General features: G+C 63.3%; 18 protein-coding genes. 14 read left to right on the top strand and 4 right to left on the bottom strand.

The genetic code is table 11. The annotated features are described in order from the left end of the window. Nucleotides 1-7: 7 nt before the first annotated feature. Nucleotides 8-676 carry a hypothetical protein gene (locus tag ACP7BL_RS05495; RefSeq protein WP_426257810.1) on the top strand — a complete coding sequence of 223 codons (669 nt, stop codon included), beginning with the start codon at nucleotides 8-10 and terminating at the stop codon, nucleotides 674-676. On the opposite strand, the gene ACP7BL_RS05490 is transcribed toward ACP7BL_RS05495, so the two are convergent. From ACP7BL_RS05490 to glpD, 3 genes are all read right to left on the bottom strand, one after another. Further along, the gene (locus ACP7BL_RS05490) at nucleotides 651-1,595 is read right to left on the bottom strand and encodes a rhodanese-related sulfurtransferase (protein WP_426257809.1); all 945 of its coding nucleotides are present in this window, start codon (nucleotides 1,593-1,595) and stop codon (nucleotides 651-653) included. The genes ACP7BL_RS05495 and ACP7BL_RS05490 overlap by 26 nt on opposite strands. Before the next feature lie 39 nt (nucleotides 1,596-1,634). Beyond that, nucleotides 1,635-2,699 (bottom strand): NAD(P)-dependent alcohol dehydrogenase, encoded by a 1,065-nt coding sequence (locus tag ACP7BL_RS05485; protein ID WP_126847109.1) that lies wholly within the window; start codon nucleotides 2,697-2,699, stop codon nucleotides 1,635-1,637. A 63-nt stretch (nucleotides 2,700-2,762) separates the two neighbouring features. Beyond that, nucleotides 2,763-4,265 (bottom strand): glycerol-3-phosphate dehydrogenase, encoded by a 1,503-nt coding sequence (gene glpD, locus ACP7BL_RS05480; RefSeq protein ID WP_426257808.1) that lies wholly within the window; start codon nucleotides 4,263-4,265, stop codon nucleotides 2,763-2,765. A 118-nt stretch (nucleotides 4,266-4,383) separates the two neighbouring features. Here glpD and ACP7BL_RS05475 point away from each other — a divergent pair, with 118 nt between their 5' ends. Then, a complete protein-coding gene (locus ACP7BL_RS05475; protein WP_426257807.1) occupies nucleotides 4,384-5,232 on the top strand; it encodes a hypothetical protein in 849 nt (282 codons plus the stop codon). A 92-nt stretch (nucleotides 5,233-5,324) separates the two neighbouring features. Here ACP7BL_RS05475 and ACP7BL_RS05470 read toward each other — a convergent pair whose 3' ends face one another. Next, nucleotides 5,325-6,551: an erythromycin esterase family protein gene (locus ACP7BL_RS05470; protein ID WP_426257806.1), complete on the bottom strand. Its 1,227-nt coding sequence runs from the start codon at nucleotides 6,549-6,551 to the stop codon at nucleotides 5,325-5,327. Between the two features lie 292 nt (nucleotides 6,552-6,843). On the opposite strand from ACP7BL_RS05470, the gene rpsL reads away from it, so the two are divergent. The 12 genes from rpsL to rpsC all read left to right on the top strand — a co-directional run bounded on the left by rpsL (nucleotide 6,844) and on the right by rpsC (nucleotide 15,867). Beyond that, a complete protein-coding gene (gene rpsL, locus ACP7BL_RS05465; protein WP_010185487.1) occupies nucleotides 6,844-7,215 on the top strand; it encodes a 30S ribosomal protein S12 in 372 nt (123 codons plus the stop codon). A 55-nt stretch (nucleotides 7,216-7,270) separates the two neighbouring features. Then, on the top strand, nucleotides 7,271-7,741 hold the full coding sequence (gene rpsG, locus ACP7BL_RS05460) for a 30S ribosomal protein S7 (RefSeq protein ID WP_426257805.1): 471 nt from the start codon (nucleotides 7,271-7,273) through the stop codon (nucleotides 7,739-7,741). 178 nt (nucleotides 7,742-7,919) lie between these two features. After that, nucleotides 7,920-9,995, top strand: a complete 2,076-nt coding sequence (gene fusA / locus ACP7BL_RS05455) for an elongation factor G (protein WP_033964941.1) — start codon at nucleotides 7,920-7,922, stop codon at nucleotides 9,993-9,995. A 106-nt stretch (nucleotides 9,996-10,101) separates the two neighbouring features. Next, on the top strand, nucleotides 10,102-11,292 hold the full coding sequence (tuf, locus tag ACP7BL_RS05450) for an elongation factor Tu (RefSeq protein ID WP_033964937.1): 1,191 nt from the start codon (nucleotides 10,102-10,104) through the stop codon (nucleotides 11,290-11,292). A 150-nt stretch (nucleotides 11,293-11,442) separates the two neighbouring features. Beyond that, the gene (gene rpsJ / locus ACP7BL_RS05445) at nucleotides 11,443-11,751 is read left to right on the top strand and encodes a 30S ribosomal protein S10 (RefSeq protein WP_007406109.1); all 309 of its coding nucleotides are present in this window, start codon (nucleotides 11,443-11,445) and stop codon (nucleotides 11,749-11,751) included. A gap of 214 nt (nucleotides 11,752-11,965) precedes the next feature. After that, nucleotides 11,966-12,721 carry a 50S ribosomal protein L3 gene (gene rplC / locus ACP7BL_RS05440; RefSeq protein WP_010403739.1) on the top strand — a complete coding sequence of 252 codons (756 nt, stop codon included), beginning with the start codon at nucleotides 11,966-11,968 and terminating at the stop codon, nucleotides 12,719-12,721. A 2-nt stretch (nucleotides 12,722-12,723) separates the two neighbouring features. Further along, nucleotides 12,724-13,350 carry a 50S ribosomal protein L4 gene (rplD, locus tag ACP7BL_RS05435; RefSeq protein ID WP_033964934.1) on the top strand — a complete coding sequence of 209 codons (627 nt, stop codon included), beginning with the start codon at nucleotides 12,724-12,726 and terminating at the stop codon, nucleotides 13,348-13,350. Further along, nucleotides 13,343-13,654 carry a 50S ribosomal protein L23 gene (locus ACP7BL_RS05430; protein ID WP_010403734.1) on the top strand — a complete coding sequence of 104 codons (312 nt, stop codon included), beginning with the start codon at nucleotides 13,343-13,345 and terminating at the stop codon, nucleotides 13,652-13,654. The genes rplD and ACP7BL_RS05430 overlap by 8 nt, the downstream gene beginning before the upstream one ends. A 4-nt stretch (nucleotides 13,655-13,658) precedes the next feature. Next, a complete protein-coding gene (gene rplB / locus ACP7BL_RS05425) occupies nucleotides 13,659-14,510 on the top strand; it encodes a 50S ribosomal protein L2 (protein ID WP_010403733.1) in 852 nt (283 codons plus the stop codon). Between the two features lie 3 nt (nucleotides 14,511-14,513). Then, entirely contained in the window at nucleotides 14,514-14,789 is a 276-nt protein-coding gene (gene rpsS / locus ACP7BL_RS05420; protein WP_010164582.1) for a 30S ribosomal protein S19, read from the top strand. Next, complete coding sequence (gene rplV, locus ACP7BL_RS05415) at nucleotides 14,789-15,166, top strand: 50S ribosomal protein L22 (protein WP_010403732.1); 378 nt, start codon at nucleotides 14,789-14,791, stop codon at nucleotides 15,164-15,166. The genes rpsS and rplV overlap by 1 nt, the downstream gene beginning before the upstream one ends. Continuing rightward, on the top strand, nucleotides 15,166-15,867 hold the full coding sequence (gene rpsC / locus ACP7BL_RS05410; RefSeq protein ID WP_010403730.1) for a 30S ribosomal protein S3: 702 nt from the start codon (nucleotides 15,166-15,168) through the stop codon (nucleotides 15,865-15,867). The genes rplV and rpsC overlap by 1 nt, the downstream gene beginning before the upstream one ends. Nucleotides 15,868-15,871: the final 4 nt, after the last annotated feature.

Here is a 15,871-nt window from a genome sequence, read left to right as displayed (position 1 = left end):
CGGGGGCATGATGGACGTTCACGGCAGCTATGCGCGCGATGGCTATGCACTGATCAAAGGCCTGCTGCCGCGCGACGTCGCGACGGCGTTCCTGCGGCAAATGAAGGCCGATCTTGCGCAGGGTGGGGCTCCGATCGAGCGCCACACTCGCGCGTCGCCGCTGCTGAAAGGCGATGCGGTCGAGGTTTATGGCTATCATTACCCGCCCATGCTGGGGATGCTGTGGGGGCTCACGCCGACGGTCCGCGCGCTGACGGGTCGCGATTTGCTGCCGACCTATGATTATTTCCGGATCTACCGCGAAGGCGATATCCTGCGCGTGCATAGTGATCGGCAGGCGTGCGAGCACAGCCTGTCGCTGACGCTCGATTATAGCGACGGCGTGCCGTGGGATCTGGAGGTCGGCACCGACCGGCTCGATGGCCCGAGTGCGGCGGTTGGACCCGACTTTGGCGGCAAGCGCTATGTCTCGCTGACGATGGAGCCGGGCGACGCGGTGCTCTATCGCGGCGTCGAGCATCGGCACGGGCGGATGACGCCCAATGCCAATGGCTGGTCGGCGCATCTCTTCCTGCACTGGGTTGAGCGCAACGGCCCCTATGCGAGCTTTGCGTTCGACGGGAACGCCGACACCACAAAGCCGGTGAATTTCAACTTTTCGCAAGATCGGGCGTGAAGCGCGCGCCGACATGTGCCTCGCCGCGCGCCTCGGCGAGTTTTACCTGGCGGTGGCGCTCGGCATAGCTCGCGCGCGCCTGCGCATCGCGGGTGGCGTGGCAAGCGGGGCAGGCGACGCCTTCCTCATACAGCGGTGAGGCGCGGTCGGCGGGGCTGACCGGCATACGGCAGGCGCGGCACAGTTCATGGGTGCCGAGCGCGAGGCCGTGGCCGACCGCAACGCGCTCATCGAACACGAAGCATTCGCCGTGCCAGCGGCTTTCGGTTTCTGGCACCTCTTCGAGATATTTCAGGATGCCGCCTTCGAGATGGAAGACGTCGTCCAGCCCCTCGGCCTTGAGGAAAGCGGTCGATTTCTCACAGCGGATGCCGCCGGTGCAGAACATCGCGACCTTCTTGCCCTCCAACTCCGTGCGGTGGTCGCGCACCCAGGCGGGAAAGTCGCGGAAGCTCTCGGTCGCCGGGTCGATCGCGCGGGCGAAGGTGCCGACCTTCACCTCATAGGCATTGCGCGTGTCGATCACGATTGTGTCGGGATCGTCGATCAGCGCATTCCAGTCGGCGGGTTTCACATAATGACCGACACCTTGCAGCGGATCGATATCGGGCTCCCCCATCGTCACGATCTCGCGCTTGAGACGGACCTTGAGGCGATGGAACGGCATCGTCGCGGCATGGCTGTATTTGACCACGATGCCTGAGCAGTCGGGCAGGGTGCGGATGTGCGCAATGACAGCGGCGATGCCCGCGTCCGACCCGGCGATCGTACCGTTAATGCCCTCGCGCGCGAGCAGCAGAGTGCCCTTGATACCCTGCGCTTCGCAGAGCGCCAGCAGCGGCGCGCGGATGGCGGCGGGATCGGGGAAGCGGGCGAAGCGATAGAGCGCGGCGACTGTGATGGGGGCAGGGTGAACCATAAGGCAAAGCGCTGTAGGCTTCCCCGACCCCCGAGGCAATTACGCCTGCTTCAGCGACTGCATGTCGATGACGAAGCGGTATTTCACGTCGCTCTTCACCATCCGGTCATAAGCGGCGTCGATATCCTGGATGCGGATCATCTCGATATCGGCGGTCAGGCCATGTTCGCGGCAGAAATCGAGCATGTCCTGGGTCTCCTTGATCCCGCCGATCAACGATCCGGCAAGCGCGCGGCGTTTGAACACGAGATGGCCGACATCGGGCGCGGGATGCGGCGATTCGGGCACGCCGACCAGCGTCATCGTCCCGTCGCGCTTGAGCAGCGCGAGGAACGGGTTGAGATCGTGCGCGGCAGCAACGGTGTTGAGGATGAAGTCGAAGCTGTTGACATGGGCGGCCATCGCTTCCGAGTCCTTGGACACGATCAGGTCGGTCGCGCCGAGCCGCTTGGCATCGTCGCGCTTGCTGGGGGAGGTGCTGAACACATAGACCTCGGCCCCCATCGCGGCGGCGATCTTGACGCCCATATGGCCGAGCCCGCCCAGCCCAACCACGCCGACCTTCTGCCCCGGCCCGACTTTCCAGTGGTGCAGCGGCGAATAGGTGGTGATCCCGGCGCACAGCAACGGCGCGACGGCGGCGAGATCGGCCTCGTCATGCGTCACCTTCAGCACGAAATCCTGCTTCACCACGATATGGTCGGAATAGCCGCCCATGGTGTGGCCGCCCATCACCGGATCGGGCCCGTTATAGGTGCCGACAAAGCCGGTCGTCTCGCAATATTGCTCCTCGCCGTCGGTGCAGGACGGGCAGTGGCCGCAGCTGTCGACCATGCAGCCGACCCCGGCGATGTCGCCGACCGCGAATTTGGTGACGTTGCTGCCGACCGCAGTAACGCGACCGACGATCTCATGCCCCGGCACGCATGGGTATAGCGTGCCGCCCCATTCGCCGCGCACGGTGTGCAGGTCGGAATGGCAGACGCCGCAGAACAGGATGTCGATCGCTACGTCGTCGGGCTGAGGATCGCGGCGTTCGAACGAGAAGGGCGCGAGCGGCGCGTCGGCGGCATGCGCGGCAAAGGCGTGGGTGGTGGTGGTCATGCGAAATCCTTTCGCCGCCGCTACGCGCGGGCACGGAGCGGCTGTGCTTGGATGGTGGTGTGACTAGGCTGCGGTAACTCGCCCGTGATCGACATCGTTCCCGCCTGCGGTCGGGAAAGTTTCCGTCCACCAGCGCTCGACCTGCGTGCGCTCGGCCGCGCTCAGATGCAGCCCCAATTTGGTGCGGCGGAGCAGGACGTCGTCGGTGCTGCGCGCCCATTCGCGATCGTGCAGCCAGCGCGCCTCGAGCTCGGTCAAGCCCCCGCCGAGATCTGCTCCGAGCGCGGCTTCATTGTCGATGCCGTCGAGCATTTCTGCGAGGCGCGAGCCGTAAGCATGCGCCATGCGCTCCGACTGCGCATCGCCCAGAAAAGGCCACCGCGCGCGGACCTGGGCCAGGAACTGCGCAAAGTCCGGAATCGCGCCGCCGGGAAACACCCGCGCCCGCGTAACCGGATGCGCGGTGAAGCCCATCGGGCCCGACAGCTTGCCCAACGCCTCTTCGGCGAGATGCCGCGCCGTCGTGATCTTGCCGCCGAAGATGGAGAGCAAGGTCGGGCCGTTGGTGTCGAGCTCCAGCACGTAATCGCGCGTCACCGCCTTGGCTTCGCTCGCACCATCGTCATAGAGCGGGCGCACGCCCGACCAGGTCGAGGTGACGTCGGCGGGGCTGATCTGCCGGACGAAATGGCGGTTCACTGCCTCGCAGAGATAAGCGATTTCGCCCGCGTCGATCTGCGCGTCTTCGGGGGCATCGACCGGAATGTCGGTGGTGCCGATCTCGGTAAAGGCCCCCTGATAGGGGATGGCGAAGACGATGCGGCCATCGGGCTGCTGCAGGATATAGGCGTGGTCGCCCTCGAACAGGCGCGGCACGACGATGTGGCTGCCCTTGACCAGCCGCACGCCCGAGGCGGCGTTGACGCCGAGTCGGCCGAGCAACTGATGCACCCACGGCCCGGCGGCATTGACCAGCGCGCGGGCGGTGACGGTGCGTCCATCGGACAGCGTCGCACGCCAGACATCGCCCTCGCGCCGCGCCGACTCGAGCGCGGTGCCGACCGCAATTTCGGCCCCGTTGGCGGCGGCATCGACCGCGTTGAGCACGGTCAGCCGCGAATCATCGACGAACGCGTCCGAATAGACGAAGCCCTTGCCCGCACCCTTGAGCGGCGCGGTGAAGGCGGTGTCGCTCCGCCGCAGCCCGCGCGAGAGCGCCAGCGTCATCTTGCCGCCCAGAAAATCATAGAGATAGAGGCCGAGCCGTACCATCCACCACGGCCGCAGCGCATTTTCGTGCGGCAGGACGAAGCGCAGCGGATGGATGATGTGCGGCGCGGCCTTCACCAGCCGCTCGCGCTCGCGCAGCGCCTCGGCGACGAGCTTGAACTCATAATATTCGAGATAGCGCAGGCCGCCATGGATCAGCTTGGTCGAGGCCGAGGAGGTGTGCGCAGCGAGATCGTCGCGCTCGACCAGGAGGACCTTGAGGCCAAGCAGGCTGGCCTCGCGCGCGATCGCACAGCCGTTGATACCGCCGCCGACGATGAGGAGATCGTATGTCACCGCTGTCCTGTATCGCACTCGTGCGGCGGATGCGACTGCGGTTTGCGGGAGCCGCGATGCTGACACAATTGCAGGTCTAATTCTGTGGTAACGTTCCAGCTCTTCGAAGGGGCCGACGATGCGAGTAGTGTCTCTTTCGCTTATTTGGCTCGCCGCACTAAGCCCGGTTGCGGCGAGCGCCACGATCGACTCAAGCGCAGCAGCGACCGCACCGGCATCGCACGATATGTGCACGACGCCTGCGGGATGGGCAAAGCCGTTTACCCATGTCTACCACCTGCGAAATGGAGCCAAGCTCGTCTTTGTCGGGGTGGAGCATACCGACGATATCACAGACGAGACGCACCGGCAGATCAAGGCGGCGGTCGAGCACTACAGGCCAGGGTTCGTCTTGGTCGAGGGCGTGTCTTCGGCCAAAAGCGGGTTCGACTGGTATCTGAAGGATATCGCCAACCTTGCACGGCATCGAACGGACGGCGGTGCTGCATCGGAGAATCTGTACGCCGTAAAGCTGGCGCTGGACAGCGGTGCACACTTCTCCGGCTGGGATTTCAGCCCGGATCAGGATTATAAGGTCCTCGTCGAAGATAAGGTCGCCATCGCCGATGCGCTCGGCGCGCATTTGTTACGGTCGAAGGTAAACCCTTTTGACCGCGAGAGCGCCGCAAGCTCGGTGGAGCGGCAAGTGCGCTACGCGGCCACGGTCGCGCCGGTTGCGAGCTTTGATTATGCGGCGTGGTACCGCCAGGCCTATGGCGAGCAATACGATCCGGCAAATGGCACGCCGTGCGGGAAGGGCATCGGCAGTCGGGTGGTAAAGGATCTCAGCTATCGCCGAAACCTCAACCTCACGAGCCTGATCGAGGCGCACGCGCAGCCCGGCCAAACCCTGCTTGTCGAAGCTGGAGCAAACCACTGGCTCGCGCTGAAGGATTGGCTTGCGACCCGATCATTGGCTTCGAGCTGAGTGGTCTCGGTAGCGGGCTCGCATTTGGTCGTTTGAACGGAAGCTAGCGCTCGGAAAATCTATAGATCTTGAACCAGTCCGACCTGCCCACCCTAAGGCGCGGGATAGACGCGGCTACTGTGCGGCGGATGCTCCTCGGCAAAGACAACGAGTCCGTCGTAAATGTCTGCCCAGCGTGCTGATTGATAGGTGTGATAGTCGGGCGCGGCGGGCGCGATGTCTCGGGCGCGCAAGGTTGCGCTGTTGAGATAGGCGGTCTGATGGTCGCCTGGTGCTGCCAGCTCCAGCGCACCTGGCGGCGGTGCCGGGACTGGTCGGTTTTCCTTGCGGCTCCAGCGATACGATCCGCCCCGCGCTGAAAAAGCGAGCGCGAAGGCGCGGCTCGCATACGCTTGATGGAGGAGCGTTCCGAAGGTGGGGGCACCGTTTAGATCGGGGCGGATCGCCGGGCTCTTTGCGGCATGGAAGCTGTGCGTCCAGACGATGATGCGGGTGCGTTTGGGCAGGTTGGCGGAAAAGCGAGCGAACGCGTAATACATCGCCCGATCCCGATCCTTCGCATAGTCCTCGGATGACAGGCGATCGCGCGCGAGTTGACGATCGATGCCGTCGAGCATTTGGATCCGCTCGGCCGTTTCTCCCTCGGCAAGGTTCTGCTTGGAGAGCGCGCTGCGCATATCCATGGCACATGCATCGATGCGGTTCTTAAAGTCTGGAGAATTTGGATGGTCATCATCAAAGGCGAGGTACGTGCGTCGATGGAAAGCCTCGACACAGGCCGTCCTGCGATCCACCGGTAACCCTTGGGTCAGCAGCGCCGCCATCGTCTCGTTCGCGAACGGCTGCTCAAAACCGCCCAATTGGTCGTCCATCCCGCCAAGCGTGATCCGGCCAGCCATCGCCTCGGTGTACAGGAAATGCGTCAGCGGCTTGATCTCGGCCTCGAACTTCCAGAGTCCGCCGACCGCGTTGCCGACCATCGCTTCGGTCGCCCGGCCATCGCGCCTCGCGCGGTTGAAACCCAGGAACTCGTAGAGGCTGCCCTCGAACACGACGGCGCGAAATCCGCATTGTGTGACCAGTCGTTCGACGAGCGCCACCTTGAAGGCTTCGGTATGCCCATCTGCGTGCGTGGCTTCCCCCAGAACCGCGACGTCGCGATGACAGAGATCTCGCATCACCGCATGCATTGCCGGTCGGTCGGTGCGCTCGACCGGCGCAAGTGCGGACGCAAACGCAGCGGGTGTGACAGAGGGGGCGAGCACGAGCAGCGTCACGAACGCCAGCATTGCCAAATGCGTCCGGCGCAGCCACCGCATCGCCATTCTCCCAAAGATGCGGAGAGGCTAGGGTCAGAGCGGGCGATTGTCGACAGTGCGCGCTGGTGCGCCGCTCACCGCGAGCGACTCAGTTGACCCCGCCCCCAAGGCGCTGTATGCGCACCTCCGCTTGACCGGGGCTTGCTCCGGGACAGTGCTTGAACATTGCTGGATGCATTCCAGGGCCCAGGGGGTGGTTTCACGCCCAATGGCCCTTTTTGTATTCCCCATTTTGTTCGGGGGGGCGTGATGGCTCCAGCAAAGTAACCAACAGTCAAGGTGAAGAGATTCAATGCCGACGATCAACCAGTTGGTCCGCAAGGGCCGCGATCCGCAGAAGGCCAAGTCCAAGGTCCCTGCAATGGAGCAGAACCCGCAGAAGCGCGGCGTTTGCACCCGCGTCTACACGACGACCCCGAAGAAGCCGAACTCCGCATTGCGCAAGGTCGCCAAGGTCCGCCTGACCAACAGCCGCGAAGTCATCAGCTACATCCCCGGTGAGGGCCACAACCTGCAGGAGCACTCGGTCGTGCTGATCCGCGGCGGTCGCGTTCGCGATCTTCCCGGTGTGCGCTACCACGTTCTGCGCGGCGTGCTCGATACACAGGGTGTGAAGGATCGTCGCCAGTCGCGTTCCAAGTACGGCGCCAAGCGTCCGAAGTAAGCCGGTCGGCCTATAGCCGATCCCAGATGGCTGAAGTTTAGAAGGAAAAATTGAAATGGCACGTCGTCGTCGCCCAGAAAAGCGTATCATCCTCCCCGATCCTAAGTACGGTGATGAGGTCCTCTCGAAGTTCATGAATTCGGTGATGCTTGACGGCAAGAAGTCCGTCGCGGAACTGATCGTGTACGGCGCGATGGAAACCGTCGAAGCCCGTGCGAAGAAGGATCCCGTCGCGGTTTTCCATGACGCGCTCACCAACGTGAAGCCCGGCATCGAAGTCCGCAGCCGCCGCGTCGGCGGTGCGACCTATCAGGTCCCGGTCGAAGTGCGCCCCGAGCGCGCCCAGGCCCTGGCGATCCGCTGGCTGATCGCCGCTGCGCGTTCGCGCAGCGAAAACACCATGTCGGCACGCCTGTCGGGCGAGCTGATGGATGCCGCGAACAACCGTGGCAATGCCGTGAAGAAGCGCGAAGACACGCACCGGATGGCGGAAGCCAACCGCGCCTTCTCGCATTATCGCTGGTAAAGACTATATGAGGGCGAAGGGATATACCTTCGCCCTCATTACCGTTCGCCCTGAGCTTGTCGAAGGGCTGCACTTCCTCGGAAGATAGGGCAGGGCCTTCGAAGGCTTGGCCCGAACGGTGTTGAGAGTGCACCTTTCAGAATTTTGACTGCCGCACAGGCACCAGGAGTGACGTATCATGGCCCGCAGCCATCCGTTGAACATGTACCGCAATATCGGCATCATGGCGCATATCGACGCCGGTAAGACGACGACGACCGAGCGTATCCTGTATTACACCGGCAAGTCCTACAAGATCGGCGAAGTGCATGAAGGCACCGCGACGATGGATTGGATGGAGCAGGAGCAGGAGCGCGGGATCACGATCACGTCGGCTGCTACGACGTGCTTCTGGAACGACCATCGCATCAACATCATCGACACCCCCGGCCACGTCGACTTCACGATTGAAGTCGAGCGTTCGCTGCGCGTGCTCGATGGCGCGGTTGCGTGCTTCGACGGCGTTGCCGGTGTTGAGCCGCAGTCGGAGACGGTGTGGCGCCAGGCGGACAAGTACAAGGTTCCGCGGATGTGCTTTGTCAACAAGCTCGACCGTACCGGTGCCTCGTTCGACCGTTGCGTGGAGATGATCAAGGATCGTCTCGGCGCGCGTCCGGCGGTGCTGTATCTCCCGATCGGCCTTGAGAGCGATTTCAAGGGTCTGGTCGACCTGGTCGAGAACCGCGCGATCATCTGGCTCGAAGAGTCGCTGGGCGCGAAGTTCGAATATCAGGACATTCCCGCCGACATGGCTGACGCTGCCGCGACCGCGCGCAGCGAGCTGATCGAAATGGCCGTCGAGCAAGACGACGACCTGATGGAAGCGTATCTCGAAGGCACCGAGCCGACGACCGAGCAGCTTAAGGCGCTGATCCGCAAGGGCACGCTCAGCTTCTCGTTCGTGCCCGTGCTGTGCGGCTCGGCGTTCAAGAACAAGGGCGTGCAGCCCTTGCTCGACGCCGTGGTCGATTACCTGCCGAGCCCGCTCGACGTTCCTGCCATCCAGGGCCTCAAGCTCGACGGCGAGACCCCCGATTCGCGTCCGGCCGACGACAATGCGCCGTTCTCGGCGCTGGCGTTCAAGATCATGAACGATCCGTTCGTGGGTACGCTGACCTTCGCCCGCATCTATTCGGGCAAGTTGGAGACCGCGTCGCAGGTCACCAACTCGGTCAAGGACAAGAAGGAAAAGGTTGGCCGCATGCTGCTGATGCATGCGAACGACCGTGAGGACATTCAGGTGGCCTATGCCGGCGACATCGTCGCTCTGGCGGGGCTGAAGGACACGACCACCGGGGACACGCTCTGCGCCTCCAACGCGCCGATCATCCTCGAGCGGATGGAATTCCCCGAGCCCGTGATCGAGCTGTCGGTGGAGCCGAAGACCAAGGCCGACCAGGAAAAGATGGGCATCGCGCTCAATCGCCTGTCGCGCGAGGATCCTTCGTTCCGCGTGTCGTCGGATGCCGAGAGCGGCCAGACCATCATCAAGGGCATGGGCGAGCTCCATCTCGAAATCCTGGTCGACCGCATGAAGCGTGAGTTCAAGGTCGAGGCGAATGTCGGTGCGCCGCAGGTGGCGTATCGCGAGTATCTCGCAAAGCCGGTCGAGCTGACCTACACCCACAAGAAGCAGTCGGGTGGTTCGGGCCAGTTCGCAGAAGTTCGCGTCAAGCTGACGCCGGGCGAGCGTGGTTCGGGTTTCGTGTTCATCGATTCGGTGAAGGGCGGCAACGTCCCGAAGGAATATATTCCTTCGGTCGAAAAGGGCATGCGCGAGACCGCCGAGACCGGATCGCTGATCGGCTTCCCGATCATCGACTTCTCGGTGGAGCTGACCGACGGCAAGTATCACGACGTCGACTCGAGCGCGCTGGCGTTCGAAATCTGCGCCCGTGGTTGCATGCGTGAAGCCGCGCAGAAGGCGGGTATCAAGCTGCTTGAGCCGATCATGAAGGTCGAGGTCGTGACCCCGGAAGATTATCTGGGTGACGTTATCGGCGACATGAACAGCCGTCGTGGCCAGATCCAGGGCACCGACAGCCGCGGCAATGCGCAGACGGTCGAGGCGATGGTGCCGCTGGCCAACATGTTCGGCTACGTCAACCAGCTGCGGTCGTTCACGCAGGGGCGCGCGCAGTACAGCATGCAGTTCTCGCATTATGACGAAGTCCCCGCCAACGTTGCCGACGAAGTTAAGGCGAAGCTGGCGTAAGGCACCCCGCCCGGTGCTAGGGCTGGCGTAACCTGAAAACTCCCGCTATGGGGCCCCCTTCGCGTGGCGCTGTGGCGAACCGAAAACGATCAATAAGGTAGGAAAAATGGCAAAAGCAAAGTTTGAGCGGACCAAGCCGCACCTCAACATCGGCACGATCGGCCACGTCGATCACGGCAAGACCTCGCTCACGGCTGCGATCACCAAGGTGCTCGCGGAAACCGGCGGTGCGACGTTCACCAGCTATGCCAACATCGACAAGGCTCCCGAGGAGCGCGAGCGCGGCATCACCATCTCGACCGCACACGTCGAGTATGAGACGACCGAGCGTCACTATGCGCACGTCGATTGCCCGGGCCACGCCGACTATGTGAAGAACATGATCACCGGTGCGGCGCAGATGGACGGCGCGATCCTCGTCGTTTCGGCGACCGACGGCCCGATGCCGCAGACCCGCGAGCACATCCTGCTCGCCCGCCAGGTCGGCGTGCCGACGATGGTCGTGTTCATGAACAAGGTCGATCTGGTCGACGATCCCGAGATCCTCGAGCTGGTCGAGCTGGAAATCCGCGAACTGCTCTCGTCGTATGATTTCGACGGCGACAACATCCCGGTCATCCAGGGTTCGGCCGTTTGCGCGCTCGAAGACAAGCAGCCCGAGATCGGCCATGACGCCGTCCTCAAGCTGATGCAGGCTGTCGACACGTACCTGCCGCAGCCCGAGCGTCCGCTCGACAAGCCGTTCATGATGCCGATCGAAGACGTGTTCTCGATCTCGGGTCGTGGTACGGTTGTCACCGGCCGCGTCGAGACCGGCGTCGTCAAGGTTGGCGAAGAAGTCGAGATCGTCGGCATCAACGACACCCGCAAGACCACCGTCACGGGCGTCGAAATGTTCCGCAAGCTGCTCGACCAGGGCCAGGCAGGCGACAACATCGGCGCGCTGATCCGCGGCGTTGGCCGTGAAGAAGTCGAGCGTGGTCAGGTGCTCTGCAAGCCCGGCTCGATCAAGCCGCACACCGACTTCCAGTCGGAAGTGTACGTGCTGTCGAAGGACGAAGGTGGCCGTCACACGCCGTTCTTCGCCAACTATCGTCCGCAGTTCTACTTCCGCACCACGGACGTCACCGGCACCGTCGAGCTGCCTGAGGGCACCGAAATGGTTATGCCTGGCGACAACATCGCGCTCGGCGTCAAGCTGATCGCACCGATCGCTATGGACGTTGGCCAGCGCTTCACGATCCGCGAAGGCGGCCGTACCGTTGGTTCGGGCATCGTCTCGGGCATCTCGGCCTAAGCGTTACAAGAAAAGTACAGCCCGCACCTCCAAAGGGAGGTGCGGGCTGTTGCTATTTTATGGAGGCCGCTGTAGTGGCCCGCCTCCAGTTTTGGTTTTGAACAGCAAGAGCCCCGCTACGGGGCCCGCTCTTTCGCATCGGTAGGGACTATGGACAGCAATATCCGCATCCGCCTCAAGGCGTTCGATCATCGCGTGCTCGATCAGGCGACCGGCGACATCGCCGACACCGCGCGCCGCACCGGCGCTCTCATCCGTGGTCCCATTCCGTTGCCGACGCGCATCGAGAAGTTCACCGTGAACCGCGGTCCGCACATCGACAAGAAGTCGCGCGAGCAGTTCGAAGTCCGCACCTACAAGCGCATGCTCGACATCGTGCAGCCGACCCCGCAGACGGTCGACGCGCTTATGAAGCTCGACCTCGCCGCAGGCGTTGACGTCGAGATCAAGCTGGCCTAAAGGCCGCTCTTCCGAGAGATTCGGCCCCGGATTCGGGGCCAAATAGACGGGATACCGCCGGGCTTGCCCGGGTCTGCGTCCCCCGACACGCTCCACCGCCAACGCGGGGAGCACCAGCCCGGGTCGGGGCCGCAGTATAAAATAAAGTTTGGGCTGAGTACGCACCCTTCGGAATGGTCCGAGGGGTGCCTCTGCATTGAATGGAGCATTGATCATGCGCACTGGCGTGATCGCGAAAAAGATGGGGATGACCCGCTGGTTCCAGGACGATGGGCGCCATGTGCCCGTGACCGTTCTGGCGCTGGAAAATCTGCAAGTTGTGGCCGTTCGCGAGGCCGATCGTGATGGGTATGTCGCAGTCCAGTTGGGCGCGGGTACCGCAAAAGCAAAGAACGTTGCCAAGCCGCAGCGTGGCCATTTCGGCAAGGCCGAAGTTGAGCCCAAGGCGAAGCTCGCCGAATTCCGCGTGAGCGAAGATGCGCTGCTCGAAGTCGGCGCGACCATCTCGGCCGACCATTATGTCGCTGGCCAGATCGTCGATATCCAGGGCGTGACCCAGGGTAAGGGCTTCCAGGGCGGTATGAAGCGTTGGGGCTTCGGCGGTCTGCGCGCAACGCACGGCGTTTCGGTCTCGCACCGCTCGCTGGGTTCGACCGGTCAGCGCCAGGATCCGGGCAAGGTCTTCAAGAACAAGAAGATGGCCGGGCACATGGGCGACAAGAACCGCACCCAGCAAAATCTCGAAATCGTTTCGACCGACGTCGAGCGTGGCCTCATCTTCGTCAAGGGCTCGGTCCCTGGCTCGAAGGGTGGCTGGTTGCTCGTCAAGGATTCGGTGAAGGTCGCGCGTCACGCTGATGCGCCGTATCCCGCCGGCCTGAAGCAGGTCGCCAACAACAACGACACCGCTCCCGCCGAGACGCCTGCTGACGTCGCGACCGTGGACGCGACCGACGGCCAGGAGGGCTGAACATGAAGGTCAAGGTTCAATCCTTCGCCGACACCGCAGGCGCGGACATCGAGCTCAACGACGAGGTCTTCGGCCTCGATCCGCGCGCCGACATCCTGCACCGCGTTGTCACCTGGCAGCTCGAAAAGCGTCGCGCGACCGCAAGCGGCACGCGTGAGCGTGCTGACGTTGCTCGCACCGGTAAGAAGTTCGGTCGCCAGAAGGGCGGCGGTACGGCGCGTCACGGCGATCGCCGCGCTCCGATCTTCGTCGGCGGTGGTAAGGCGCACGGTCAGCGGACCCGCGACTTCAACCCCGGCCTGAACAAGAAGGTTCGCGCGCTCGGTCTGAAGATGGCGCTGTCGAGCCACGCTCAGGCAGGCACGCTGGTTGTCATGGACAGCCTGACGGTCGCCGAGAGCAAGACCAAGACGCTGATCGCGGATTGGGCAAAGCTCGGCACGGGCAAGACCGCGCTCGTCATTGACGGCGCAGCGGTCGAGACCAGCTTCGCGCTGGCAGCGGGCAACCTGCACACGATCAACGTGATGCCGGCGGCTGGTGCCAACGTCTATGACATCCTTAAGCACGACACGCTGGTCCTGACCCGCGCTGCCGTCGAAATGCTGGAGGCGCGCTTCAATGGCTAAGCAGAAAGCCGCGATCGACGCGCGTCATTATGACGTGATCGTCGCACCGCACATCACCGAAAAGGCCACTTTGCTCAGCGAGCATAACGCGGTCGTCTTCAAGGTCACCAACGACGCGACCAAGCCGCAGATCAAGGCTGCAGTCGAGGCGCTGTTCGACGTGACCGTCCTGGGCGTGAACACGATCGTCCAGAAGGGCAAGACCAAGAAGTGGAAGGGCGCGCCCTACACCCGCTCCGACATCAAGAAGGCGATCGTGACGTTGAAGGACGGCCAGTCCATCGACGTGACGACGGGGATCTGATCCGATGGCATTGAAGCATTATAATCCGACCAGCCCGGCACGACGCGGACTCATCCTCGTCGACCGTTCCGGCCTGCACAAGGGCGGCCCCGTCAAGGCGCTGACCGAAGGCAAGCGCAAGACCGGTGGGCGCAACAACAAGGGCCATGTGACCTCGCGCGGCATCGCCGGCGGCCACAAGCAGCGCTACCGCATCATCGACTTCAAGCGCCGTAACTGGGGCGTCGATGGCGTGGTCGAGCGGATCGAATATGATCCCAACCGCACCGCCTTCATCGCGCTGATCAATTATGGTCAGACCGCCGATGGCAAGGAAAACGTCGCGTACATCATTGCGCCGCAGCGCCTCGCGGTTGGCGACAAGGTGATCGCGGACAAGAAGACCGACGTGAAGCCGGGCAACGCGATGGAACTGGGCCAGATGCCGGTTGGCACGATCGTCCACAACGTCGAGATGAAGCCGGGCAAGGGCGGTCAGCTCGCACGGTCGGCCGGCACCTATGTGCAGGTCGTCGGTCGCGACAAGGGCATGGTCATGGTCCGCCTCAACTCGGGCGAGCAGCGTTACATCCACGCCAATTGCATGGCGACGGTTGGCGCGGTTTCGAACCCCGACAACGGCAACACCAACCTCGCCAAGGCGGGTCGCAATCGCTGGTTGGGCATCCGCCCGCTGACGCGCGGCGTCGCCAAGAACCCGGTCGACCATCCGCACGGCGGTGGTGAAGGCCGGACCTCGGGCGGCCGTCATCCGGTTACCCCGTGGGGCAAGCCGACCAAGGGTGCGCGCACCCGTCATAACAAGGCGACGGACAAGATGATTATCCGCAGCCGTCACGCCAAGAAGAAGGGCTAAACGATGGCTCGTTCCGTCTGGAAGGGTCCGTTCGTGGACCTTCACCTGCTGAAGAAGGCAGAAACCGCGCAGGAAACCAACGCGCGTGGTGCGATCAAGACATGGTCGCGCCGCTCGACGATCCTGCCGCAGTTCGTTGGCCTGACCTTCAGCGTCTATAACGGCCGCAAGTTCGTGCCGGTTTCTGTCAACGAGGACATGGTGGGCATGAAGCTCGGCGAGTTCGCGCCGACGCGCTATTTCCCCGGCCATGCCGCGGACAAGAAGGGCAAGCGCTAATGGCTAAGGCAAAAGCTCCCCGCCGCGTGGCGGATAACGAGGCGCTGTCGGTCGGCACGCAGATCCGTGGTTCCGCGCAGAAGCTCGGCCTCGTTGCGGCATTGATCCGCGGCAAGAAGGTCGGCGATGCGATGAACATCCTGCAGTTCTCGACCAAGGGCATGGCGGTTGACGCGCGCAAGGTGCTGGCTTCGGCCATCGCCAACGCCGAGAACAACCACAATCTCGACGTCGACTCGCTCGTCGTCGCAGAGGCTTCGGTTGGCAAGTCGATCGTGATGAAGCGCTTCGCGACCCGCGGTCGTGGCAAGTCGACGCGCATCCTCAAGCCGTTCAGCCGTCTGCGCATCGTCGTGCGCGAGCAGGAAGAAGCATAATGGGTCAGAAATCGAACCCGATCGGTCTGCGCCTGCAGATCAACCGCACCTGGGATAGCCGCTGGTATGCCGAGGGCGCCGATTACGGCCGTCTTCTGCTCGAAGATCTCAAGATGCGTGCGTACATCCTGAAGACGCTGCCGCAGGCTGCGATCTCCAAGGTGGTCATCGATCGTCCGGCCAAGCTGTGCCGCGTTTCGATCTTCGCTGCCCGTCCCGGTGTCATCATCGGCAAGAAGGGTGCGGACATCGAAAAGCTGCGCCGTACGCTCGGCAAGATGACGACGTCCGACGTCAGCCTGAACATCGTCGAAATCCGCAAGCCGGAAGTCGACAGCAAGCTGGTTGCACAGGGCATCGCCGATCAGCTCGAGCGTCGTATCGCTTTCCGCCGCGCCATGAAGCGTGCGGTGCAGTCGGCGATGCGTCTGGGCGCCGAGGGCATCCGGATCAACTGCGGTGGCCGTCTTGGCGGCGCCGAGATCGCACGTTCGGAATGGTATCGCGAAGGTCGCGTGCCGCTCCACACGCTGCGCGCGAACGTTGATTACGCTGAAGCGACTGCACACACCGCTTACGGCGTGTGCGGCGTGAAGGTCTGGATCTTCAAGGGCGAAATCCTGGGTCATGACCCGATGGCGACCGACCGGCTGATGATGGAAGCGCAGACTTCCGGCGTCCGGCCTGATCCGCGCCGCTAAGGAA

Source organism: Sphingomonas sp. DC1600-2 (assembly GCF_049897605.1).
GTDB lineage: Bacteria > Pseudomonadota > Alphaproteobacteria > Sphingomonadales > Sphingomonadaceae > Sphingomonas.
The sequence above is the reverse complement of the archived record's forward strand: the minus strand, read 5'-3'. Positions and strand labels throughout refer to the sequence as shown.